Source organism: Humitalea sp. 24SJ18S-53 (assembly GCF_050632385.1).
GTDB lineage: Bacteria > Pseudomonadota > Alphaproteobacteria > Acetobacterales > Acetobacteraceae > Humitalea.
In genome coordinates this window covers 3,158,463-3,180,288 of record NZ_CP192599.1, presented here as the reverse complement: position 1 = coordinate 3,180,288, position 21,826 = coordinate 3,158,463, and the positions used below count along the sequence as shown (strand labels likewise).

Below are 21,826 nucleotides of genomic sequence, written 5' to 3'. Positions count from 1 at the left end.
TCACGGCGGGGGAACGATGACCCAGAGGGCGTGGGTCAGGTCGGTGTCCGAAGGGTTGCGCCAAGAATGCGGCAGGGTCGGCGGGAAGGTCAGCGTATCGCCCTCCACCAGCCGATGGATTGTGCCATCGACGGTGATCTCAAGCGCGCCGGACAGCACGTGCACCAGGTCGGCCTGCGCCCGCAGCGCATAGGGTTCGGCGCCCGATCCGCCGCCGGGTTCGATGATGCTGCGCAGCGCCATCATCTCCTTCTGGGCGGTGCCGGAGATGAGGTATTCCGTCATCTTCTCCCCACCCAGGTCGATCCGCACCGCCTCATCCCGCCGCACGAGTTGCGTGGGTGGCGGGTCGAAGATCGAACCGGGGCGGATGCCGACCGCTTCGCAATAGCGCAGCAAGGTCGCGACCGACGGCGCGACGGCATCCGCTTCCAGCTTGCTGATGAAGGATTTGTTGACCCCGACGGCCAGCGCGACCTGCTGCATCGACAACCCACGCGCCTGGCGCAACGCCTTCAGCTTGGCACCGATGCGCACCCCCTCCTCCCGCACCGGGAAGGGCACGCCATGCTGCGCCATCTGGGTGGTCTCGGCGCGGGTCGATCGGGCGGGGAGGGCCACCGGTCAGCCCGCGAGCATCGCGTCGATCGCGGCCTCGAGCATCGCGGCAGCTTCCGCCGCCTGCAGTCGATGTCCCGCGAGCGTCGCCGCATCACGGGCCAGCACGGCGCCGGCCGCCACCACCGCCCGGTCGATCGCCGATGGCGCGGGGCCCCCGATCAGCCCACGGCGCGCGACGAAACCGGCCGGATCCATCGCCTCGGCGAAGGCTTCGGCCGACAGGCCCGGCGCGGGCAGCCCCATCGACACCGCCGCCTCATCAAGGTCGGCCGTCGTCGCGGTCTGGGACGTGACGCCGCGTTCCGCGCAGCGGCGCACCAGGACGCCGACCAGATGATGCGCGTTGCGCCAATCCATGTCGGCCAGGCGCACCAACGTGGCCGCGACGTCGGTCGCCTGTGCCCAATTGGCGCCGGCCAGGGCGAACATCCGCGCCTCGCGCACCTGCAGGTCACGCAGCAGCGGGGACATCGTCTCCAGCCGCACGGCCAATCCGGTGCCGGTGCTCCACAGGACCGCCTGCGTGTTGCGGCGTTCCATGATGGGGAAGCCGGTCGGCCCCTTTTCGGCCGAGAAGACGGTGACGAGGAAGCCGAGCGATTGCGCCGCCAGGCCCTTCATATCCTCCAGCCCGTCCGGGTTCTTCTTCTGCGGCATGATGGAGGAGGTGCCGCAGTAGCGATCCGGCAATTCCACCATGGCGAATTCGGTCGTGGACCAGAGGAACAGGTCATCCGCCACCCGCCCCAGCGTCTGCGCCAGCACGGCGAGCACGCTGGCGTATTCCATCTCCAGATCGTGGCTGAGGATCGCGTCCATCGTATTCGGCAGCGGCGCATCGAAGCCGAGCAGCGCGGCCGTGCGGTGCCGATCCAGCGGAAAGTCGCTGCCCGTCATGATGGCGGCGCCGGCGGGGGACATGTTCAGGCGCTGGTGGAAGGACAGCAGCCGTGCCGCGTCGCGGGCGAAACACGCCTCGAACATCATGCACCAATGCGCGAAGGTCGTGGGCTGCGCGTGCTGGCCATGGGTATAGCCCGGCATCACCGTGCCCCGATGCGTCACAGCCAGGTCGAGCAGCCTGCCGCGCAGGGCCGCCAGTGCCTCGATCATGCGGTGCACATGCGCCTTGTAGGTCAGCCTCCGCGCCACCTCGATCAGGTCGCCGGAGGAGCGGCCGAGATGCAGGCGCCCGCCGATGGCGTGGCCCAGGGTCTGGATCAGGTAGTGTTCGCCCGAATGCATGCCGCCATCGGCACGCGCGCGGGCGTCTTCCATGCCTTCCGCCTCCATGCCGCGCAGCGCGCCCAGGATGGCGCGACCCGTCTCCCGCGGCAGGATGCCCTGTTCGGTCAGCATCAGGGCATGCGCCTTGTCGAAGGCGTGGATGCCGTGGATGGATTCGCCCAGCAGGTTCGACCGGTGGAAGTCCAGATGCGCCAGCGGCTCCTCCGTCAGCCGCGTGCCGGCGGTGCGGAAGCCGCGATAATCGCTGTCGGTGCTCATGCGGCACGCTCCAGTAGGTCGGTGATGATGGTGGGGTCGTCGGTGGGTGTCAGGCCCATGACCCGCGCTTCGAGTGCAGCGGCGCGGTCGTCACCCAGGACCGGGGTCGCGAGGCCGCGAAACTTCTGACGGACGGCGTCATCCGGCAGCGGGTGATTCCAGGATCCGATGGGCACGTCGCGCCGTGCCTCCAGCGGCGCGCCGGCGCGTGGCGTCACGGTCAGGCGGCAGGCGATGTTGCTGGGCACCGATGGGTCCTCGATCAGCCGCACCCGGCGCATGAAACACGCGACCTCGGGCGCGGCGCGAACCTCGGGCGCGAAATCGGCCAGCCCCGCATCGCCGCGCAGCCAGGCGACGGCCAGCGCGTAGGGCATGCTCATCTGCGCTTCCAGCATCGTCGCGGCTTCGGTGGCACCGCACATCTTCACCAGCGTCGGATGCACCCCGGCCTCGATCGCCCCGACATCCTCGGCCGCGACCTGGCGCCGCAGGTCCAGCGCCAGTTCCACCGCCGCATGGGTGCCGCGGCAGGAGGCGAAGGGCTTGATCGAGGACCGGTGGATACGGAAATCCCGCCCCAGGTCGCGCGTCAGCGCGCCGGGATCGGCGGCACCGCGCGCATAGGTCGCCAGGAAACCGCCCCAGGGCGCGTCGAAGATCGCGGCGGGGCCGGTCATGCCCGCCCGTGCCAGCGCCGCCGCCATAAGCCCCGCGGAGGCGGCGTGGCCCGGATGCAGCCGCTTCGTCATCGCGCCATCGGCCATGAAGGCCCAATTGCCGGAGGCGAAGGACCCCGCCAGGCCGAGCGCGTGCTGCGTCACCCCCGCATCCAGCCGCCACAGCCGTGCCACGGCGGCCGCCGCGCCGAAGACGCCGCAGGTGCCGGTGGAATGCCAGCCCGCGCCATTATGCGCGTCATACCCGCCGGCGGCTTCCATCACGCGCCGGCCCAGGTCGTATCCCGCGACGATGGCGGCGATCAGGTCGCCCGCCGAGACGGCCCGCGCCAAGGGCAGCGCGGCCAGCACGGCCGGAACGACGACCGCGCCGGAATGGTCGCAGCCGCTGGCATCATCCAGTTCCAGCGCATGCGCCGCCGTGCCGTTGACCAGGGCCGCCAGCGCGGGTGGCACGGACTCCGGCCGGCCCCACAGCACCGATGGCCCGGTCGCGCCATGCGTCACGCGCCCGGCCGCGAGCACCGCCGAGGGCTCCGGCTGCGCCGCCCCGGCCAGGGCGGCGCCCAGCGTATCCAGCAGGTGGCGGCGTACGGCGTGGATGGTGGCGCCGGGCAGGGCAGCACCATCCAGCCCTGCATAGAAGCGCGCCAGTTCGACGGCGGCGGGCGGGGCGGTCAAGCGAAATCCCGCTGGTACACCGCCACCTGGCAAGCGACGATGATGCTTCGACCTCGACCCATCCTGTCCGCTGATCCGTCCTGGTTGATGGTTTCCTGTTGGGAAACCAAAGTTGACAAGGAAGGCTCGCGTCTTGCACGCTCCCTGTCAAGAGAAACGGCAGGACTTCGCCCCGCGCATGGACCACCCCCCCGCCACCGCCGCCCTTCCGGCGCTCCGCCCCCCGGGGCTCGTGGTCAACGTGATGAAGGGCGATGCCGATGAACATCGCGCCGGCGCCTGGCTGGAATGGAACGGCCAGTTGGACGGGCTGCGCGCCGCGCTGATCGGCGTGCCCTTCGATGGCGCTTCCGTCGTCCGCACGGGGTCGCGCGGCGGGCCGGATGCGGTGCGACTTGGCCTGGTGAACTACACCACCTTCAGCAGTGCCGATGGCCGCGGGATGGAGGCGCTGCGCGCCGCCGACATTGGCGACGTGCTGATCACGCTGACCGACATGGCGACGAGTTTCGACCGCGTCACGGAAACGGCGGCGGCGCTGGTGCGACGCGGCATCGTGCCGGTGTCGATCGGCGGCGACCATTCCATCGCCTATCCGCTGATCCGCGGCGTCACCCAGGGGCTGCGGCCAGGCGCGAAACTCGGGATCATCCACTTCGACGCGCATCACGATCTGCGCGCGGCGCATCTGGGCGCCGAATCCAGCGGCGTGCCCTTTCGCAAGGCGCTGGAAACCCTGCCCGATGCGGTGCATGGCCAAAACCTCGTGCAGATCGGCATGGCGGAATTCACCAATTCCCGCCAGTTCCACGACTACGCCGCCGACCACGGCATCACCGTCATTCCCGGTCGCGGCCTGCGGCATGGCGCGCTGCTGGCGGCGGTCGAGCGTGCGTTGGAGATCGCGGGGCAGGGGACCGATGCGATCTATGTCTCGGTCGATATCGACTGCATCGACCAGGCCCAGGCGCCGGGCACCGCGGCCCCCAATCCCTTCGGGCTGGACCTGCGGGATGTGCAGGAGGCGCTGCGGCTGATCGGCGCGCATCCCAAGGCGATCGGCATGGATCTGGTGGAGATCTCACCCTCCTTCGACCACGACAACATGACGGGGCGCGCCGGCGCGTCCCTGATCCTGAGTTTCCTCTACGGCCTGGCGGCGCGGGGCTGAGCATGGCGACCGCGCTGCCCGACATCACCGGCCATGTCCTGGTGCGCCAAAGGCACTGGGGTCGCTGGACGGCGGTGGCGGTGATCCTGCTGCTGCTGACCCTGCTGGCGCGCGCCTTCGCGGCCGGGCAGATCGAGTGGCAGGTGGTGGGTCAGTTCCTGACCGCGCCGGTCATCATGGCGGGGCTGGTCAACACGGTGGTGATGTCCATCGCGGCCATGGCGCTTGGCATCGTGCTGGGCGTGGTGGCGGCGGTGATGCGCATGTCGCACAATCCGGTGCTGCAGGGCGCGGCGCTGGGCTACGCTTGGTTGTTCCGTGGCACGCCGGTGATCCTGCAACTGCTGCTGTGGTTCAACCTGGCGCTGATCTTCCCGACCATCGGCATTCCGGGGCTGTGGTCCGCCAGGACGGTGGAGGTGATGACGCCGGCCTTCGCGGCCTTGCTAGGCCTTGGGTTGAACCAGGGCGCCTATACGTCCGAAGTGTTCCGCGCCGGCATGCTGTCGGTGGACCAGGGACAGTATGAGGCCGCCAAGGCCATCGGTATGACGCGGCTGCGGGCGCTGCGGCGGATCGTCTTTCCCCAGGCGATGCGCGTGGTGATCCCGCCGCTGGGCAATGAATTCATCGGCATGGTGAAGCTGACCTCGCTGGCCAGCGTGATCCAGTACACCGAGATCCTCCACAGCGCGCAGAACATCTACTACGCCAATTCGCGCGTGATCGAATTGCTGATCGTGGCCGCCATTTGGTACCTGGCCGTGGTCAGCGTGCTGACGCCGCTGCAGATGTTGCTGGAACGGCGCTTTGCCCGCGGTACGGTGGGGGGGCGATGAACCTGCCGCTGGTTTCCATTCGTGGCGTGCGCAAGGCCTTTGGCGCCTTCCAGGCGCTGCGCGATGTCTCGGTGGACGTCGCGACGGGTGAAGTGGTCTGCATCATCGGCGCCTCCGGTTCCGGCAAGACCACCTTGCTGCGCTGCGTGAACCAACTGGCCGAACCCGATGGCGGGGCGATCTGGGTGGATGGCGAACTGGCCGGCTTCCGGATTGACGGGCAGCGGTTGCACCGCCTGCCGGAAGCGGCGATCGCCCGGCAGCGCCAGGCGACCGGCATGGTCTTCCAGCGCTTCAACCTGTTCCCGCACCTCACGGCCCTGGGCAACATTATCGAAGGCCCAATGCAGGTGCTGAAGCGCCCGCGGGAAGAGGCCGTGGCGGAAGCCCGCGCGTTGCTGGCGCGCGTTGGTCTGGCAGAGAAGGCAGGCAGTTATCCGGCACAACTCTCCGGCGGCCAGCAACAGCGCGTCGCCATCGCGCGTGCGCTGGCGATGAAGCCGAAGCTGATGCTGTTCGACGAACCCACCAGCGCGCTCGACCCCGAATTGGTGGGGGAGGTGCTGGCGGTGATGCGCGAACTCGCGGCGTCTGGGATGACGATGATCGTCGTTACGCACGAACTCGGTTTTGCGCGAGAGGTCGCGGATCGCGTCATCTTCATGGACCATGGCGCGATCGTGGAGGAAGGCCCGCCGGCACAGGTGCTGGGCGCCCCGCGGGAGGCGCGGACGCAGGCCTTCATCTCAGCCGTCCTGGCCTGACTGATTCTTGGAAGGACCAACCGATGCCCTATGATTCCCATGATGCGCTGCCGCTGCTGCCGGCGAATCGCGCGCCGCTGGCGCCCGAATTCCCCTGGCCCGGCGGGAACCGCGCCGCGATGTTCCTGTCCTTCGACGTGGATGCGGAGACCGCCTGGACCGGCAAGGACCCCAACCGCTACGACGAACTCGTCTGCATGTCCTATGGCGGGTTCGAGGCGCGGGTCGGCGTGCGCAAGCTGCTGGAGATGCTGCGCGACCTCGGCCTGCGTGCCACCTTCTTCATCACCGGCTGGTCGGTCGAGGCGAACCCCGCCATGGCCGAGGCGATTGTCCGTGACGGGCACGAGATCGGCCATCACGGCTTCCACCACCTGATGCCGCAGCCCGGCGATCCGCGTTTGATCGAGGAGGTGGACCGGGGGCTGGATACCCTGAAGCGCCGCCTTGGCGTGACCCCAAAAGGCTACCGCGCCCCCTCCGGTGAAAGCTGCGAAGAATTGCGCGTGCTGTTGAAGCAGCGTGGGCTGCTCTACTCATCCTCCTGGCGCGACGATGTGCGGCCTTATCGCCATTTGCTGGCCGATGGTTCGCCCGGGCTGGTCGAATTGCCGGTGACCATGACCTATGATGACTGGCTCTATGGCCTGTCGCATCGCTACAGCCCGCGGCCGATGATGCCCAAGGAGCATGTCCTTTCGATCTGGAAAGACGAGTTGGACGAGACGCGGGACTGGGGTGGCATGGTAACCACCGTGTTGCATCCGCAATGCAGCGGCCGGCCGATGCGCTTGCGGCTGCTGCGTGAGTTCCTGCGCTATACGCAGGGCTATCGCGATGTCTGGATCACCACCGGCGAGGATATCGCCGCACATTTCGCCGCCTGTGAGGCGGCTGGATCGGGAGCCCCATGATGACCCTGCCACGCATCCTCCTTGCCGCCGCGGCACTGCTCGCGCCCAGCCTCGCCACCGCCCAGCCCGTGCCGGAGGCGATCCGCGCCCAGGGCGCGCTGCGCGTCGCGATCGAGGCGACCTATCCTCCTATGGCCTACCGCGACCCCGCGACGAATGAACGGCGCGGCGTCAACGTGGACCTGGTGACCGCGATCGGCCGCGAACTCAACCTGCCGATCCGCTGGGAAGAACTGGCCTTCGCGCAACTGATCCCCGCCATCACCACCCAGCGGGTGGATTTCAGCGGCAGCGCCATGACCGACCTGCCGTCGCGTCGGGAGAGGCTGACCTTCGTGGACGTGGTCAGCACGGGGGCACAGATCTTCACCACTGTCGCGCAGCAGCGTGGCGCGACCCAGCCCACGGATTTCTGCGGCCGCAGCATCTCCACGCCGCGCACCACCAACTACTTCCCCCAGGCGCAGGCCTGGAGCGAGGCGAATTGCGTTGCGGCGGGCCGCCCGCCGATGCGCGTCATCGGATCGGATGGTGCGGCCGCCAGCCGCACGGACCTGATGGCCGGTCGCGCGGATGGGGCGATCCTGGGCGCGGAGTTCGTCGTCTTCCTGGCGCAGCAGAACCCCGGCACCTTCGTGGTCGTGGGCGAGCCAATTTCCCGCAACCTGTCGGGCATGGCCTTCGACAAGTCGCAGACCGTGCTGCGTGATGCGGTCGCCGGGGCGCTGACCCGGCTGATCGCCAACGGCACCTATGGCGAGATCCTGCGCCGCCATGGAATCGAACGGCAGGCGCTGGCGACGATCACGATCGACGCTGGGGAATAGCGCGGGGCGACCGACCGGCGCCTGATCCTGTTTCAGCGCCGCGCCTCATGATCACGAGCGAACGGCACGATCTGGGCGCGCCGTCGCCGATTGGTTCAAGAAAAGCTCGCCCCAAGCGACGAACGGCGTCGCCCAGGGCCCCATTCGCGCGGCCGTAGCCCCGCGTGGAACCAGTTCACGAGCGAGCATACGTCGTGGACCGGCATACCCAGGTCCTGACGCAGGGCGGCGGCATAGGGCGGCATGTTCGTGCATTCCAGCACGATCGCGCCGACATCCGGATGGGCCGCGATCAGCGAACGCCCGGCTTCGAGAATATCGGCCTGGGCCAACGCCGCATCCAGGTCCGGCTTGTCCTGCTTCACCAGGACGCGGAAAAGCTCCCGGCCATGCTCGACACCGACGATCGGCGTGTCCTCGGCCGCGCCGGCGGCCCGTAAATGTGCGGGCGTCAGGCTGGCGCCGGAGATGGTGATCACGCCGACGCGCCGGCCTGGCGGCAGCGTGGCCTGCACCCATGGCACTTGCAGCAGGGCGGATGTCGCGACGGGAACCGCGACCGCCGCCGCCAGTTCACGCTGGAACAGCGACAGGAAGCCGCAGGTGGTCGTGATGGCCTCGGCCCCGATCTCGACCAGTTCCTGCGCCGCCGCGATGAAATCGGGCAACAGGGCGGACGGGTCCTGCAGCACGACGCGATCCGGCGTGGCCCCGCGCACGACCTTGAACAGCACAGGAAAATCCCAGGTCGTTGCATTGCCCATATCGCCGGGAATGCGCGGGAAACGTGTCTGCAGCATCAGGATGCCGAGCGGCGCGCCATGAACGGCATGGCCGCCGCGCGCAGGGGAAGGGGTCATGCCATGGCCTTCATGGGTTTGGGGGCGGGGGCCGGCGCCCGGAATCCCGCGGCGCCGAAGGCGACAAGCTGGGCGATCAGCGCCTCCTCATCATCAGTGTCGCAGCGATCATCGGATATGCGCTTCAATCGCCGGAACCCCGGATCGGAATCGATCAGCACATGCAGCAGCGATCCGGTGATGAAATTGTAGCGCCAGAACAATTCGGCGCGATCGTGGCCCGGCAGCGCGCGCGAAAATGCCTCCACGAAGCGCAGGATCATCGGATTGAACTGCGTGTCGAAGAACCGGCTGGTCTCGACGGTCGGAATGGCGCGGGCCTGTTGCAGCAGGCGGATCAAGGGGCGCCCGCCTTCGGCATCACGATCCAGGGTGACGCTGGGACGCACGATCGCCTCGATGATCCGTTCCACCGTCAGCGGCGTGCCGCAGGCCTCCGCTTCGTAGCGATCGAGCAAGGCGATGCGGGCCTGCATCGGCCCCAGCGCCTGCTCCAGCACACACAGCGCCAATTCGTCCTTCGACCCGAAATGATAGTTCAGCGCCGCAAGGTTGCAGCCGACGCGCTTGGCGATCGCCCGCACGCTGCTGCCATGGACGCCGTGCTCGGCGAAGATGGCGACCGCGGCGGCCAGGATTTTGTCCCGCAGGCCGGTGCCGGGCTTTGCGCGCCGGCGTGGTGGCCTGTCATCCGTGGTCACGACGGCGCGGCGAGGTGCAGGCGGATCAGATCGGCAATGTCCTCCGCCACGGCCTGCCCCTGTGATAGCAACGCCGTCTGGGCGATGAAGCCATGCGGCATGCCGGGAAACAGCTTCAGCCTGTGCGGCACGCCGGCCTCGGTCAGCAGGCGGTCGAGTGCATGCGTGTCATCCAGCAGCGCGTCCAAGGCAGCGGCGACCAGCAACATCGGCGGCAGGCCGGCCAGGCTGGCCTCAAGCGGCATCGCCCCCGATCCGGCCAGCGGAGCATCGCCCAGATAGCGCTGCCAGAACCATTCGAGCCGCGCGGTGGACATGCCAAAGGCGCCACCGCCAAAAGCCGCATGCGACGGCGTCGTAAGGTCGCCCGTCAACATGCCGTAGATGATCGCGGCAAAGCGCGGCATCGGCTCGCCGGCATCACGCAGGCGCTGCAGGGCCGAAAGCGCCAGGTTGCCGCCGGCGGAATCACCGCCGATGCCAACGCCGCCGCCCCGCGGCAGCCAGCGCAGGACCGTCATCACCTGCTTCAGCGCGGTAGGGAAGGCATGCTCCGGCGCGAGCGCGTAATCGATGCCGACGACCATCGCCCCCGAACGCACCGCGACCTCGCGCTTGAAGCGATCCAGGCTGTCGATGCTGCCGATGGCGAAGCCGCCGCCGTGCAGATGGAGATAGGTGGGCAGCGGGCCAGGGCGATCGGGGCGATAGAGCCGGACGCGCACGGGCGGATGGTCGCCCTCCAGCATCAATTCGGTGATCTCCGCCATCGCCGGCCCGCCCTCGTTCAGGAAGGCCTGGTACTGGCTGTTGAGCGCGCGCACCTCGGCGACCGGCTGGCGAAGGAAGTCGCCGGTGGACAGCCCCTTTTCACGCAGCAGCGCCTGGGCGGCGAGAACCTCCCGATCGAACAGGGAAGCGGGGCTGGGATCGGCCATGATGTTCCTGGGCGTTTGGGTATTGCAAACGATCGTTTGTTTGATCAACCTCTGTCAACAGCAACCTTGGCAGGACATTGGCATGGATCTCGGCATCGCTGGTCGATCGGCGCTCATCTGCGGCGGCAGCAAGGGCATGGGGCGGGCCGCGGCACTGGAATTCGCCAAGGCCGGCTGCCTGGTCACCATCGCCGCTCGCAATCCCGACACGCTGGCAGAAGCGGCGGAGGCGATGCGCGCCGAAACCGGCGCCCGGGTCGATTGGGTGTCCGCCGATATCACCACCCCCGAAGGGCGCGCCAAGGCACTGGCCGCGTGCCCCGCGCCCGATATCCTGCTGAACAACACCGAAGGCCCCCGCCCCGGGAATTTCCGCGACTGGACGCCGGAAGACTGGATGGTCGTGTTGAATGCCGTGATGATATCGCCGATCGAGATGATCAGGGCGACGGTCGATGGCATGATGGCGCGACGCTGGGGACGCATCGTCAACATCACCTCCCGGTCGGTGAAGAATCCGCAGCCGGAACTCGGCCTGTCGAATGGCGCGCGGTCGGGCCTCACCGGATTTGTGGCGGGGCTGGCGCGGCAGACGATCAGCCACAACGTGACCATCAACAATGTCCTGCCGGGTGCGGTGGATACCGAGGCCCAACGCAACCACATGCGCGGCATGGTCGAAGCCAGCGGCCAGAGCTTCGACGCGCTGCGCCGCGAAAGAGAATCGCGCACGCCGGCAGGGCGCTTCGGGCGGCCGGAGGAGATCGGCGCCACCTGCGCCTTCGTCTGCTCCGACCTCGCGGGATTCATGACCGGGCAAAACATCCTGGTTGATGGCGGTGACTACAAGGGAACGTTTTGACACGCGTCGCGGTCATCGGCGGTGGGCTCGTTGGGATGGCCGTCGCCTGCGGGCTGGCGCGCGCCGGGCGGGAGGTCGTGGTCTTCGACGAGGATGACCTCGGCATCCGCGCCTCACGCGGCAATGCCGGGCTGATCTGGGTCCAGGGCAAGGGCGACCGCTACCCGGATTATGCGGTCTGGACGCGGCAATCGTCTGATCTCTGGCCCGGTTTCGCCGCGATGCTGGCGCAGCAGACGGGCATCGACGTGGAATATGAGCAGACCGGCGGCTTCCACTTCTGCATCAATGAGCGGGAGCTGGAACTGCGCGCCGCGATGGTGGCTGAGGTCGCGAAGGGACCCGGTGCCAATGGCATCACGATGGTCGACCGCGACTTCATCCGCGATCGGGTGCCGCTGATCGGTGAGCGCGTCATCGGCGCATCCTGGTCGCCGCTGGACGGCATGGCCAATCCACTGCTGCTACTGCGCGCTCTGCATGCGCTGGGGCGGCAGGATGGCGTCGCGTATCGGCCTGGCGATCCCGTGCGGGCCATCGCACCGCTGCCGGGCGGCGGCTTCCGCATCGACAGCGCGGCGACCAGCATCGAGGCGGCGCAGGTGATCCTGGCGGCCGGGCTCGGCAATCCTGCGCTGGGGCTGATGGTCGGGCTGGATGTGCCGGTCGGCCCCGTGCGCGGGCAGATCGTGGTCACCGAACGCCTGCCGCGCTTCCTGCCGCATCCCACCCCCAGCATTCGGCAGAACCGCACCGGCACCGTGATGTTCGGGCTGAGCGCGGAGCCGATCACGAATACCGACCGATCGACCCGGCTGGCCGTCACCGGGGGCCATGCCCAGCGCGCGCTGGTGGAATTCCCGCATCTGGCCGCGGCGCAGGTCGTGCGCAGTTGGGCCGCGCTGCGCATCATGCCGCGCGACGAACAGCCGATCTACGATGAATCCCCGACATGCCCTGGGGCCTTCGTCGTCACCTGTCACAGCGGCGTCACCCTGGCCGCCGTGCATTGCCTGGCCCTTGCCCCTTCCTTGGCCGAGAGCCGGCTGCCGCCTGGCTGCGAGCATTTTGTTCTGGAGCGCTTCCATGCTTCGCCCGCTGCAACCGCCTGACCCCGCCCGCGCCGTGCCGGTGACGGTCGATGGCGACGCCGTCGCGGCCGCACCGCAGGAAACCGTCGCCGTGCTGCTGCTGCGGCTGGGGCGACTGCCTTTCCGGCGCTCACCGGTTTCGGGTGCGCCACGCGCGGCCTATTGCCTGATGGGTGCCTGCTTCGAATGCCTGGTCGAGATCGATGGCCAGCCCCGCCGCCAGGCCTGCATGGTCGAGGTCGCCCCCGGCATGCGCATCAACCGGGACGTGGCACCGTGAGCCACGACCTGGTGATCGTGGGGGCCGGTCCCGCCGGCATGGCCGCGGCGATCGCCGCGCGTGCGCAGGGTTTGAGGGTCCTGGTGATCGACGAGCAACCGGCGCCAGGCGGCCAGATCTACCGCGCGATGGCACGCAACCTTGCGGCGGGTGCGGCGGACTGCCTGGGGCGCGAGTATGCGGCCGGGGCGCCGCTGGTCGCGCACTTCGCCGCCAGCGGCGCGGAGCTTTGGACGCGCAGCACGGTGTGGAACATCGAGCCGACGGGCACCGGCTTTGCCGTCACGGCGAGCACGGACGGAGCACCGCGCAACGCCCTCGCGCCCCGGCTGCTGCTCGCCACCGGCTCCATGGAACGGCCGGTTCCGATCCCGGGTTGGACGCTGCCGGGGGTGATGACGGCAGGCGCGTTGCAGATTGCGCTGAAGGCCAATCTCATGGTGCCCGCCGGGCGGCTGGTGCTTGCCGGGGCGGGGCCGCTGCTCTGGCTGATCGCGACGCAGTTGGCCGGTGCCGGGGCACCGCCGGTGGCGCTGCTGGATGCGACGCCGGGCGCGCGGTACTGGAAGGCGCTGCCAGCCCTGCCAGGGGCATTGCGCGCGCCCTGGCCACTGCTGAAAGGGCTGGCGATGATGCGGCGTGTGGCGGCCGCCGGCGTCGCCATCCATCGTGGCGTGAGAGACCTGAAAATCGTCGGCACGGCCGCCGTCAGCGACATCGCCTTCACCAGTGGCGGTCGCCGCCACACGATCTCGGCCGATCTCGTCGGCCTCCATGACGGCGTCGTGCCTTCCTTGAGCGCGGCGCTGGCGCTCGGTTGCGACGTGCGATGGAACGGCCCGCAGGCGGCCTTCCGTCCCCGCACCGATGAATGGGGCGACACCTCGGTGCCGGGGCTGGCGATCGCCGGCGATGGCGGCGGGATCCTGGGTGCCGAGGCCGCGGCGCTGACCGGTGAGCTTGCCGGGTTGCAGGCCGCCGAGGCGCTCGGCCGGCTGGTGGAGGGTCGGCGCGACGCCCTCGCGGCCCCACTGCGGCGGGCGCTGGCGCGAGCGCGCGCCGTCAGGCCGTTCCTGGAGCGTCTCTACGCCCCCGTCATCGCGCCGGCGGCGATCGACGATGACGTGATTGCCTGTCGCTGCGAGGAAGTCACCGCCGGCGCCATCCGCGCCGCGGCCAGGCTCGGCGCCGTCGGGCCGGCGCAGGCCAAAAGCTACACGCGCTGCGGGATGGGCCCCTGCCAGGGGCGGATGTGCGGCCCCACCGTGACGGCGCTGATCGCAGAAACCCGCGGTCTTGCGCCGGACCAGGTCGGCCTGCCGCGGCCGCGCTTCCCGCTCAAGCCGGTGACGGTGGCGGACCTGGCCGCCACGGCGCCGGCGCCGACCGAGGTGATGCGTACCGCGTAGCGATCAGGCGCGGCGCACCATCATCGCGGTGGTATAGCCGCTCATGTTAGGCTCGAAGCTGTAGCCCTGGCGCAAGCCCCAAACGAGGGACAGGTGGAATAGCGGAATCATCGGGATGTCATCCGCCACCATTTGCACCGCGTCCTGCAGCACCTTCTCCCGCGCGTTGTCGTCGAGCAGCGTGAACGACCTCTCCGTCAGCGCGTCCAGCGAGGGATTGGAATAGCGGCTCCAGTTGTTGGCGCCGGCGCGCTTGGCGACATCGACGGTGCTGACGACATTGCTGAGGAAGTATGACGCCTCGCCGGTCGAACTCGCCCAGCTATGCAGCCACATGCCGTATTCCTGGCGGCTCGCGCGGGCGCTGAAGGCGGCATAGGGGAGGGCGTCCACCGCCGTCTGGATGCCGATCCGCGTCCACATCTGCGCGACCGCCTGGGCGATGCGGCTGTCGTTCGCGAAACGGTCGGTCGGCGTGTGCAGGGTCAGCCGGAAGCCCTGCGGAAAGCCGGCTTCGGCCAATAGCCTGCGGGCGGCATCGGCGTCGAAAGGCGGCACGCCGACGGCCGGATTGCTGGAATAGAAACCGTCCGGCAACCACTGGCCGTTGGGCGTGCCGCGACCTTCCATCACCCGCGCGACCAGCGCCTGGCGATCGATGCCGAGCGACAAGGCCCGCCGCACCCGCAGGTCCAGGAAGGGGTTCGCGGCCAAGGGTTGCCCGGCATTGTCAGTGACATCGGCCAGGCTGCCGCTGCGGCTGAAATTGGGCTGGAGGAAGATGAGGCGCGTGCTCTGCGTCTCGGCAATGGTGACGCGGCGATCGCGCTGCAGCGCCAGCACATCGTTGGAGGAGACTTCATCGATGATGGCGACGTCGCCCGACAGTAGCGCGGCGCTGCGGGCACCAGCCTGGGGGATGATGCGAAGATTCACCTGATCCCAAGGCTCCGGCCCGCCGAAGTAGCTGTCGTTGCGCAACAACTCGGTCGTCGTGCCGGATTGGAAGCGGGCGAGCTTGTAGGGCCCCGTACCGATCGCGGCCTTCCCGCTGTTGTAGTCCGCGGTGGTCGCGCCTTCGCCGGCATGGCGCGACACGATGGCGACGAAGGTCAGGTCGTTCGGCAGGGCCGGATGCGGCCCGGCGGTGTGCATGCGGACGGTCAGCGGGTCCACGACTTCGACGCGGGTCACCTGGCGCACGTAGCCGGCGAAACTGCCTGGGCTGTTCGGCACCTCCGGCACCCGGGCGATCGTGAAGGCGACGTCGTCGGCGGTGAAGGGCCGCCCGTCATGCCACAGCACGCCGGGCCGCAGCTTGAATTCCCAGATGCGATCCTCGACCGGGCGCCAGCTCAGCGCCAGGCCAGGCACCGGGCGCAGCCGCGCATCCCGCTCCACAAGCCGGCTGAAGACGTGCTGGACCAGGTTCAGGTTCGGGTTGAAGGCGTAGAAATGCGGATCGGCCGAGCTTGGCGTCGTCGCCAGGCCGATATCGAGCACGGCGCGGCCCTGCGCGCCGGCAGCGCGCGGCAAGAGCCCCGCCGTAGCAAGCGTGCCGAGGGTTCGGCGTGAAACGGCGGGGAACTGCATGGGTGTGCTCCTGCGTTCAGTGTGCTTTCACGGGGCGGTTGGCGTGGCTGGTCTGCGGCACCCCGCGTTCCAGCGACATATGGGAATGCACGCAGCGCCAGCCATCAGGACGACGGGTAAACATCATCGTGGCGCGGCCCGGGCGAGCGTAGCTGGCTCCATCGGGCGCGTAGCCGGTGCTGGTCCAGGGCGCGACAGCGACGGCGATGTCGCCCATCCCAAGCACCTCCACCGCCGACATGGTGAAGCGGAAATCCGTCGTCTTCGGCCAGACATTGTCCCATTGCGCCGTGATGAAGGCGTCGATGCCATGCAGCAGCCGGTTGAACGTGCCGAAGACCACCACATCCTCGTCCCACATCGGGCGTGCCGTGGCGTAGTCGACCTCTCGCACGCAGACCGCGAGCTTTTCCAGCCAGGCACGGATCTCCGCATCGGTCTGGGCATCGACCCTGGGCAGTTGCGACATCGGTTTTTCCTTTGTTTCAGTCGATCAGCGAGACGTTGGCGATGGATTGCCGCTTCAGGATGGCATCCATCACCTTGCGCCGGCCGAGTTCGACGCCCTCGGCCGCGAGTCTTTGTGCCTGCTCGGCATCCCCCCCGACGAGGGCCGCGACCAGGGCGCGATGCGCCGGTTCCATCACCTTGGGGCCGCGCCATTCGATCAGGCCGATGCGAATGACGCGCTCGGTGCAATCCAGCAAATCGCCCAGGATCGCCGCCAGCTTGTCCATGCCGGCGGCACGGGCGATCGCCAGGTGGAACACCCGGTTGGCCGCGAGAAAGGCGTCCTGCGACACAAGGTCGCCATCGCGATAGGCGGCGAAACAGTCGTCGAACGCCTGGATCACCGCCAGGGGCATGCGCCCCGCGGCATGGAAGGCGGCATGCGGTTCCAGCAGCAGGCGCAGGTCGAAGGCCTCCACGACCTCCTTCACGATGATCGGCGCCACGACATAGCCGCGCCGGTTGACGCTGCGGATCAGCCCCGCCTGCGACAGGCGGGACAGGGCCGCGCGGATCGGCGCCTTGCCCAGGCCATAGCGATCGGCCAGCCCGGCCTCGGTCACCGAGGCGCCGGGGGCGAGGTCGCAGCGGATGATGTCCGCACGCAGCCGTTCGCAGGCGAATTCCGTCAGCGACTGGTCGCTCGGCCGCTCGAGCAAGGCTGACATGGCGTCAGTCCAGCACGATATTCGCGCGGGCGATGATGCCGCGATACTTGGCGACTTCCTCGTCGATGAAGCGGCTGAAGGCATCCGCGTCCAGGCCGGTCGGCTGGAAGCCCTGGCGGATCAGGAACTGGCGGGCTTCGTCGGTGCTTCCGGCGCGCACGACATCGGCCGAGATCTGCTGGAGAAGCGCCGGCGGCAGGCCGCGCGGCGCCCAGACACCATACCAGGAATAGAATTCCAGCCCATCGAGCCCGGCCTCGGCGGCGGTCGGGATTTCGGGCGCGATCTCCAGGCGCTCGGCGGAGGTAACAGCCAGCGCCTTGAGCTGGCCGCCGCGGACGAAAGGTAGGGCCGAAAGGACCGGGTCGATCATCAGGTTCACCCGCCCGCCCACCATGTCGGCCAGCGCCTGGGCGCTGCCGTTGTAGGGCGCGACCAGCACATCGACGCCGATGCGCTGCTTGAACAACTCCGCCGCCAGATGACCCGCCGAGCCGCGGCTGGAGGTCGCGAAGGTGAAGCGGTCCGGTGCGGCGCGGATCTGCGCGGCCAGCGCGGCCAGGCCGTCGGCCTGGACGCTGGGATGGCAGACGAACAGCAGCGGCCCGCGCGCGACCTGGGCGACAGGCTGGAAATCCGCCACCGCGTCATAGGCCGGAGTGCGCGTCAGCAAGGGGCTGATGACATGCACCGAGGCATTGAACATCAGCGTGGTGCCGTCGGGCGCCGCCCGCGCGACGAAGAGGCCGCCCACGGCGCCGCTGCCGCCGGACCGGTTTTCGACCACCACGTTCTGGCCGATCAGCGCCGCCATCTGCTGGGCGACCATGCGCGCGACGGCGTCGGTGGCGCCGCCGGGCTGATAGGGCATGACCATCCGGATGGGGCGCGCGGGGAGGGCCTGGGCCCATGGTCGTCGCGGTGCGGCGACCAAGGCCGTTGTCGCGAGGCCCCGAAGGCAGAAGCTGCGGCGCTGGATCATCGATGGCTCCTGTCGCATGGGGCCCGAGGGGTGCCCGAGGGGATGCAATCTTCCGCACTTCAGGATATGCGACAACAGACATGTCAGGCGATGACGGGTTTCCTTTGGCAGCGGAACCAATTCTTGCCGAATAGCGAGGCATCAAGGGCAAAGATATACGCCTGCGTGACACGAATGGTGTCAGTTTGGATCATGTTAACATGTCATAATATAAAATACGCAGCGTATGAACATTTCATGCCGCCGAGCGGCTTGCCCCAGCCACAGCAATGAACCGCTGCGTCAACGCCTGACCCGTCCCGCGACGCAGACCGCCATGTGATCGCCCGCCTCGTCACGCGCGGGGCGGATGCGATCATCCTCCGCTGCACGGAGATCATGCTGCTGGTGAGGCCCCAGGACAGCAGCAGCCCAGTCGCCCGTTGCGATCAGCCGCCGTCCCGCGCGGCACGATGGTCAATGGGAATGCGGGCTCATCGCGGCCGGCGGCAAATGTCAGGCCCTTTCCGCCTTGGCGGATCGCGGGCTAGCCTTCGCACCTGCAACACCCGCCAGGATCCTATCTCCATGCACCGTCGCGACGCGCTCCTGCTTCCAGCCGCTCTCCTCGGCGGCACTATCGGCCGGGCCCGGGCGCAGGGCAGCCGCGTCGCCCCGCCGCCGAGCCGTTTCATCGTCCCCTATGGCGCCGGCAACATCACCGACCAGGTGGCGCGCGTGCTGGCCGAGGCCATGGTGCCGCGCTGGGGCGGACGGATGGTCGTGGACAACCAGCCTGGCGCGGGCGGCATGCTGGGGCTGCTGAACCTGACGCGCGCACCGGCCGATGGCAGCACCTTCGCGATGATCTCGGTCGCGGCGCTTGCGATTTCGCCGCATCTGCAAAAGCCCGCGCGCTATGATCCCTTCACCGATCTTTCGCCGATCTGCGGCGTATCGGTGTCGTCGTCGTTCCTCTGCGTGAATGCGGCCCTGCCGGTGCACAGCCTCGCGGAACTGGTCGCCTATGCACGGGCGCGGCCGGAGAGCGACCCGATCTTCTACTACTCGCCGGGCAATGCGACGGTGCCGCACCTGAACCTGGAAAATCTGCGCCGCTCGCTGGATTTCCCGATGCAGCACGTGCCGTACCGCACCAGCGCCGCGGGCAACACCGATCTTCTGGCGAACCGCGTGCAGGTGACCATCGACAGTTTCAGCATCACGCTGCCGCACATGCAGTCGGGTGCGTTGCGGCCGCTGGCCTACAACGCGCCGAACCGTCATCCGGATTTCCCGGATGTGCCGACCTTTGCCGAAGCCGCACCTGGGGTTGCCATGCTGAACGCCTGGCAGGCGCTGTTCTTTCCGCGCGGCACCGCGGCCCCGGTGGTGGAGGCCGCGGCGCGCGACGTCATCGCGACGATCGACACCCCGGCATTTGCCGCGAAGCTGCCCATCGGCACGCAGCCCTTCGTGCTGGGGCCGCAGGAACTGGCGGCCTATATGCGCGCCGACAGCGAACGACTGGGGCGACTGGTCGCCGATATCGGCTTGCAACAGGATTGAACGGCGGGACGCCCGGCGCGGGGGATCGCACCGGGCGCCACCATGGCCCTGGATTACCGGAACAACACCGTGTCGATCCCGTAGATCGCGCCGTTGCTGCACGGGATTGCCGCCGTCACCACGGTCGCGACCACGCCATTGGCCGCGGTCACGGTGGTGACCGGGGGCGTGGCGTTCGACACGGCCACAGTCAGCGGCGTGCCACCGGAGGTGGTGATGCTTTGCCCGTTGGTGAGGGTGGCGCTGGGCAGGCGCTGATTGGTGGTGTGCACGCCGATGGCGGCGAGGCTGAGGATCGGGTCCGCAGTGCGCGGGCCGCCCGACTCCTCCATCGGGAAGACGCGATCGATCAGGGCCGGATTGACCTTGGCGGCCGCGGCGTTGTTCGGTGCGAAGACGGTGATCGCCTGGGCGTTGCGCATGTCCTGCACCAGGTGGCTGCGGATGACCGCGCCGACGAAGCGCGAATACTCCGGCATGCCCTGCAACGTGTCGATGCAGTTGCGCAGGGGCGTCTGGGCCGAGGCGCCGGTCGAAGCGAACAGGCCGGCGGCGAGGGCCGTGCCGGCGAGCGTGGCGGTCCGGCAATGACGGGTCATGGTTTTCATTTCGTCTCTCCCAATACTGTTGTTTCTGGAGGAAGCCAGCTACCCGCGCAATCTGAAAGATTTTGTCGGACGACTGGTTGTACAATAACAATAAAAATTTTTAGATAATTCAGAAAATAAAACTAAAAATAAGAAAAACCTATGCGCAAACCTGCTTGACCAGCCCGGGCGGGCGGGGTGGCGGCGCGTCAGTTCGGCGGCCGTGATGAATGTTATGTTCGACTGCCGTGAAACGAAAAATAGCAGATGATGCGGCCAACGCATTGATACAGATCAAAGCCGAGTTCCGCCGATGTGCCCATTGATCATGCCGCTTCAATTGGCGGGCGCGATCCGTTGGAACCCCCTGGCCAGATGTCGGCGCCAGGAATAATGATCGCATCAGATGTTCTTGTTGGGAGGAAATGACGGTGGCCAAGAAGCATAGAAAAGACGCGCCGGCGGAGGTGCACCCGGCCAAGGCCACGGCCAGCAAGAACACGGCCGCCGCGACCGACAAAGCCGCATCGCCCTTCAAGCCGGACGGCCGTCTGAGCCGCCGCGCCTATGAAAGCGCGCTGGCCGAACTGCACGTGGAACTCGTCGCCCTGCAGCAATGGGTGCAGGCGACCGGGGCCAAGGTCTGCATCCTGTTCGAGGGGCGCGACGGCGCTGGCAAGGGCGGCACCATCAAGGCGATCACCGATCGCGTCAGCCCGCGCGTCTTCCGCGTCGTCGCCCTGCCGTCACCGACCGAGCGCGAGAAATCGCAGATGTATGTGCAGCGCTACGTCCAGCACCTGCCGGCCGCCGGTGAGGTCGTGATCTTCGATCGCAGTTGGTACAATCGCGCCGGCGTCGAACGCGTGATGGGGTTCACGCCGGAGGCGCAGGTGCAGCGCTTCCTCGACCAGGTGCCGGGTTTCGAGAAAACGATCATCGAATCCGGCATCATCCTGCTGAAGTACTGGCTGGAGGTGAGCGAGGAGGAGCAGGCGCGGCGGCTGGAGGCGCGCATCAATGACGGGCGCAAGCTGTGGAAGCTGTCGCCGATGGACCTCAAATCCTACAGCCGTTGGTATGACTACTCACGGGCGCGGGATGCGATGTTCCTGGCGACCGACACATCCTGGGCGCCCTGGTACGTGGCCCCGTCGAACGACAAGAAGCGGGCGCGGCTGAACATCATCCGCCACCTGCTGCGCCACGTGCCGTACGAGACGCCCAAGCGGGAGAAGATCAAGCTGCCCAAGCGCCAGGACGCGGGCAGCTATGTGGAGCCGGACTACCCGTTCAAGCTGATCGCCGACACCCTGGCCCCGTCGCCGGGCTGACGGCGCGTCACGCCTCCGCGATGCAGTCGACCGAAAGCATGAAATCCATGTGCGAGAGGTGCACGGATTCGGTCGTCTGCCGCGCCGGGTAATTGCCCGGGGCGAAATAGGTTTTGAAGATCGCGTCGAACTCCGCGTAATTCTTCATGTCGGCGAGCGCGACGTTCATCTTCACCGCGCGATCCAGCGACGTGCCCGCCGCCGCCAGGATCGCCTTGATGTTCTGCATGACTTGGTGCGTCTGCGCGGCGAAGTCGCCGCGCGCGATCAGGTTCGCCGCGCGCGCGCCGGTGAAGGGCGTCGCGCCGCTGACAAAGACCAGGCCGGCCGCTTTCACCGCGTGCGACAGGCCGGAACGATACGGGGTGACGTCGGGGGCGGTGATGATTTCGCGCGGCATGTAGTGTCCCTGTGCTCGGTGGCGGCGGGATCATGGACACTTCGGGCGGAATGGCCATAG

23 protein-coding genes are annotated in these 21,826 nt (G+C 68.2%); 11 read left to right on the top strand and 12 right to left on the bottom strand.

The genetic code is table 11. The annotated features are described in order from the left end of the window. From ACQW02_RS15125 to ACQW02_RS15115, 3 genes are read right to left on the bottom strand one after another with little or no spacing between them, the layout of a single operon-like run. The gene (locus ACQW02_RS15125; RefSeq protein ID WP_431280740.1) at positions 1–621 is read right to left on the bottom strand and encodes a cupin domain-containing protein; all 621 of its coding nucleotides are present in this window, start codon (positions 619–621) and stop codon (positions 1–3) included. A 3-nt stretch (positions 622–624) separates the two neighbouring features. After that, positions 625–2,127, bottom strand: coding sequence for an argininosuccinate lyase (gene argH / locus ACQW02_RS15120; protein WP_431280739.1), 1,503 nt, complete (start codon positions 2,125–2,127; stop codon positions 625–627). Further along, positions 2,124–3,488: an MmgE/PrpD family protein gene (locus tag ACQW02_RS15115; protein ID WP_431280738.1), complete on the bottom strand. Its 1,365-nt coding sequence runs from the start codon at positions 3,486–3,488 to the stop codon at positions 2,124–2,126. Before ACQW02_RS15115 ends, argH begins: the two co-directional genes overlap by 4 nt. A gap of 178 nt (positions 3,489–3,666) precedes the next feature. On the opposite strand from ACQW02_RS15115, the gene ACQW02_RS15110 reads away from it, so the two are divergent. Genes ACQW02_RS15110 through ACQW02_RS15090 form a run of 5 tightly spaced genes read left to right on the top strand, consistent with a single transcriptional unit; the run spans position 3,667 to position 8,003 of the window. After that, positions 3,667–4,659 carry an agmatinase family protein gene (locus ACQW02_RS15110; protein WP_431280737.1) on the top strand — a complete coding sequence of 331 codons (993 nt, stop codon included), beginning with the start codon at positions 3,667–3,669 and terminating at the stop codon, positions 4,657–4,659. 2 nt (positions 4,660–4,661) lie between these two features. Continuing rightward, entirely contained in the window at positions 4,662–5,498 is an 837-nt protein-coding gene (locus tag ACQW02_RS15105) for an amino acid ABC transporter permease (RefSeq protein WP_431280736.1), read from the top strand. Next, positions 5,495–6,262, top strand: coding sequence for an amino acid ABC transporter ATP-binding protein (locus tag ACQW02_RS15100; RefSeq protein ID WP_431280735.1), 768 nt, complete (start codon positions 5,495–5,497; stop codon positions 6,260–6,262). The genes ACQW02_RS15105 and ACQW02_RS15100 overlap by 4 nt, the downstream gene beginning before the upstream one ends. 23 nt (positions 6,263–6,285) lie before the next feature. Further along, positions 6,286–7,176, top strand: a complete 891-nt coding sequence (locus ACQW02_RS15095; protein ID WP_431280734.1) for a polysaccharide deacetylase family protein — start codon at positions 6,286–6,288, stop codon at positions 7,174–7,176. After that, positions 7,173–8,003 carry a transporter substrate-binding domain-containing protein gene (locus tag ACQW02_RS15090; RefSeq protein WP_431280733.1) on the top strand — a complete coding sequence of 277 codons (831 nt, stop codon included), beginning with the start codon at positions 7,173–7,175 and terminating at the stop codon, positions 8,001–8,003. Before ACQW02_RS15095 ends, ACQW02_RS15090 begins: the two co-directional genes overlap by 4 nt. 95 nt (positions 8,004–8,098) lie before the next feature. On the opposite strand, the gene ACQW02_RS15085 is transcribed toward ACQW02_RS15090, so the two are convergent. The 3 genes from ACQW02_RS15085 to ACQW02_RS15075 are packed head-to-tail and all read right to left on the bottom strand — an operon-like array spanning position 8,099 to position 10,502. After that, positions 8,099–8,863, bottom strand: a complete 765-nt coding sequence (locus ACQW02_RS15085) for an aspartate/glutamate racemase family protein (protein WP_431280732.1) — start codon at positions 8,861–8,863, stop codon at positions 8,099–8,101. Beyond that, entirely contained in the window at positions 8,860–9,564 is a 705-nt protein-coding gene (locus ACQW02_RS15080; RefSeq protein ID WP_431280731.1) for a TetR/AcrR family transcriptional regulator, read from the bottom strand. Before ACQW02_RS15080 ends, ACQW02_RS15085 begins: the two co-directional genes overlap by 4 nt. Further along, on the bottom strand, positions 9,561–10,502 hold the full coding sequence (locus tag ACQW02_RS15075; RefSeq protein ID WP_431280730.1) for an alpha/beta hydrolase fold domain-containing protein: 942 nt from the start codon (positions 10,500–10,502) through the stop codon (positions 9,561–9,563). The genes ACQW02_RS15080 and ACQW02_RS15075 overlap by 4 nt, the downstream gene beginning before the upstream one ends. Here ACQW02_RS15075 and ACQW02_RS15070 point away from each other — a divergent pair. From ACQW02_RS15070 to ACQW02_RS15055, 4 genes are read left to right on the top strand one after another with little or no spacing between them, the layout of a single operon-like run. Next, a complete protein-coding gene (locus tag ACQW02_RS15070) occupies positions 10,501–11,364 on the top strand; it encodes an SDR family oxidoreductase (RefSeq protein WP_431280729.1) in 864 nt (287 codons plus the stop codon). The two genes, ACQW02_RS15075 and ACQW02_RS15070, sit on opposite strands and share 2 nt — an antisense overlap. Positions 11,365–11,399: 35 nt before the next feature. Then, a complete protein-coding gene (locus ACQW02_RS15065; protein ID WP_431280728.1) occupies positions 11,400–12,476 on the top strand; it encodes an NAD(P)/FAD-dependent oxidoreductase in 1,077 nt (358 codons plus the stop codon). Then, the gene (locus tag ACQW02_RS15060; RefSeq protein ID WP_431280727.1) at positions 12,451–12,735 is read left to right on the top strand and encodes a (2Fe-2S)-binding protein; all 285 of its coding nucleotides are present in this window, start codon (positions 12,451–12,453) and stop codon (positions 12,733–12,735) included. Before ACQW02_RS15065 ends, ACQW02_RS15060 begins: the two co-directional genes overlap by 26 nt. Continuing rightward, on the top strand, positions 12,732–14,144 hold the full coding sequence (locus ACQW02_RS15055) for an NAD(P)/FAD-dependent oxidoreductase (RefSeq protein WP_431280726.1): 1,413 nt from the start codon (positions 12,732–12,734) through the stop codon (positions 14,142–14,144). Before ACQW02_RS15060 ends, ACQW02_RS15055 begins: the two co-directional genes overlap by 4 nt. 3 nt (positions 14,145–14,147) lie before the next feature. Here ACQW02_RS15055 and ACQW02_RS15050 read toward each other — a convergent pair whose 3' ends face one another. From ACQW02_RS15050 to ACQW02_RS15035, 4 genes are read right to left on the bottom strand one after another with little or no spacing between them, the layout of a single operon-like run. Then, positions 14,148–15,737, bottom strand: coding sequence for an ABC transporter substrate-binding protein (locus ACQW02_RS15050; protein ID WP_431280725.1), 1,590 nt, complete (start codon positions 15,735–15,737; stop codon positions 14,148–14,150). Positions 15,738–15,753: 16 nt separating this feature from the next. Further along, the gene (locus ACQW02_RS15045; RefSeq protein ID WP_431280724.1) at positions 15,754–16,206 is read right to left on the bottom strand and encodes a YybH family protein; all 453 of its coding nucleotides are present in this window, start codon (positions 16,204–16,206) and stop codon (positions 15,754–15,756) included. 16 nt (positions 16,207–16,222) lie between these two features. Then, complete coding sequence (locus tag ACQW02_RS15040) at positions 16,223–16,915, bottom strand: GntR family transcriptional regulator (RefSeq protein WP_431280723.1); 693 nt, start codon at positions 16,913–16,915, stop codon at positions 16,223–16,225. 4 nt (positions 16,916–16,919) lie between these two features. Next, entirely contained in the window at positions 16,920–17,786 is an 867-nt protein-coding gene (locus ACQW02_RS15035; protein WP_431280722.1) for a Bug family tripartite tricarboxylate transporter substrate binding protein, read from the bottom strand. 678 nt (positions 17,787–18,464) lie between these two features. On the opposite strand from ACQW02_RS15035, the gene ACQW02_RS15030 reads away from it, so the two are divergent. Then, entirely contained in the window at positions 18,465–19,445 is a 981-nt protein-coding gene (locus tag ACQW02_RS15030) for a Bug family tripartite tricarboxylate transporter substrate binding protein (RefSeq protein ID WP_431280721.1), read from the top strand. Between the two features lie 53 nt (positions 19,446–19,498). On the opposite strand, the gene ACQW02_RS15025 is transcribed toward ACQW02_RS15030, so the two are convergent. Then, positions 19,499–20,053 (bottom strand): fasciclin domain-containing protein, encoded by a 555-nt coding sequence (locus ACQW02_RS15025; protein WP_431280720.1) that lies wholly within the window; start codon positions 20,051–20,053, stop codon positions 19,499–19,501. Positions 20,054–20,463: 410 nt separating this feature from the next. Here ACQW02_RS15025 and ppk2 point away from each other — a divergent pair, with 410 nt between their 5' ends. Next, positions 20,464–21,366 (top strand): polyphosphate kinase 2, encoded by a 903-nt coding sequence (gene ppk2, locus ACQW02_RS15020; protein WP_431280719.1) that lies wholly within the window; start codon positions 20,464–20,466, stop codon positions 21,364–21,366. Between the two features lie 7 nt (positions 21,367–21,373). Here the strand turns inward: ppk2 and ACQW02_RS15015 are convergent, their stop codons facing one another. Next, positions 21,374–21,766 (bottom strand): RidA family protein, encoded by a 393-nt coding sequence (locus ACQW02_RS15015; protein WP_431280718.1) that lies wholly within the window; start codon positions 21,764–21,766, stop codon positions 21,374–21,376. Positions 21,767–21,826: the final 60 nt, after the last annotated feature.

What these genes read in the sequence shown, in the direction of transcription:
- ACQW02_RS15095 (WP_431280734.1), top strand. Translation starts at nt 6,286, where the DNA reads ATGCCCTATGATTCCCATGATGCGCTGCCGCTGCTGCCGGCGAATCGC.
- ACQW02_RS15090 (WP_431280733.1), top strand. Translation starts at nt 7,173, where the DNA reads ATGATGACCCTGCCACGCATCCTCCTTGCCGCCGCGGCACTGCTCGCG.
- ACQW02_RS15070 (WP_431280729.1), top strand. Translation starts at nt 10,501, where the DNA reads ATGATGTTCCTGGGCGTTTGGGTATTGCAAACGATCGTTTGTTTGATC.
- ACQW02_RS15100 (WP_431280735.1), top strand. Translation starts at nt 5,495, where the DNA reads ATGAACCTGCCGCTGGTTTCCATTCGTGGCGTGCGCAAGGCCTTTGGC.
- ACQW02_RS15045 (WP_431280724.1), bottom strand. Translation starts at nt 16,206, where the DNA reads ATGTCGCAACTGCCCAGGGTCGATGCCCAGACCGATGCGGAGATCCGT.
- argH (WP_431280739.1), bottom strand. Translation starts at nt 2,127, where the DNA reads ATGAGCACCGACAGCGATTATCGCGGCTTCCGCACCGCCGGCACGCGG.
- ACQW02_RS15075 (WP_431280730.1), bottom strand. Translation starts at nt 10,502, where the DNA reads ATGGCCGATCCCAGCCCCGCTTCCCTGTTCGATCGGGAGGTTCTCGCC.
- ACQW02_RS15025 (WP_431280720.1), bottom strand. Translation starts at nt 20,053, where the DNA reads ATGAAAACCATGACCCGTCATTGCCGGACCGCCACGCTCGCCGGCACG.
- ACQW02_RS15015 (WP_431280718.1), bottom strand. Translation starts at nt 21,766, where the DNA reads ATGCCGCGCGAAATCATCACCGCCCCCGACGTCACCCCGTATCGTTCC.
- ACQW02_RS15105 (WP_431280736.1), top strand. Translation starts at nt 4,662, where the DNA reads ATGGCGACCGCGCTGCCCGACATCACCGGCCATGTCCTGGTGCGCCAA.
- ACQW02_RS15065 (WP_431280728.1), top strand. Translation starts at nt 11,400, where the DNA reads ATGGCCGTCGCCTGCGGGCTGGCGCGCGCCGGGCGGGAGGTCGTGGTC.
- ACQW02_RS15030 (WP_431280721.1), top strand. Translation starts at nt 18,465, where the DNA reads ATGCACCGTCGCGACGCGCTCCTGCTTCCAGCCGCTCTCCTCGGCGGC.
- ACQW02_RS15050 (WP_431280725.1), bottom strand. Translation starts at nt 15,737, where the DNA reads ATGCAGTTCCCCGCCGTTTCACGCCGAACCCTCGGCACGCTTGCTACG.
- ACQW02_RS15110 (WP_431280737.1), top strand. Translation starts at nt 3,667, where the DNA reads ATGGACCACCCCCCCGCCACCGCCGCCCTTCCGGCGCTCCGCCCCCCG.
- ACQW02_RS15035 (WP_431280722.1), bottom strand. Translation starts at nt 17,786, where the DNA reads ATGCCCTATCAGCCCGGCGGCGCCACCGACGCCGTCGCGCGCATGGTC.
- ACQW02_RS15060 (WP_431280727.1), top strand. Translation starts at nt 12,451, where the DNA reads ATGCTTCGCCCGCTGCAACCGCCTGACCCCGCCCGCGCCGTGCCGGTG.
- ACQW02_RS15085 (WP_431280732.1), bottom strand. Translation starts at nt 8,863, where the DNA reads ATGACCCCTTCCCCTGCGCGCGGCGGCCATGCCGTTCATGGCGCGCCG.
- ACQW02_RS15040 (WP_431280723.1), bottom strand. Translation starts at nt 16,915, where the DNA reads ATGTCAGCCTTGCTCGAGCGGCCGAGCGACCAGTCGCTGACGGAATTC.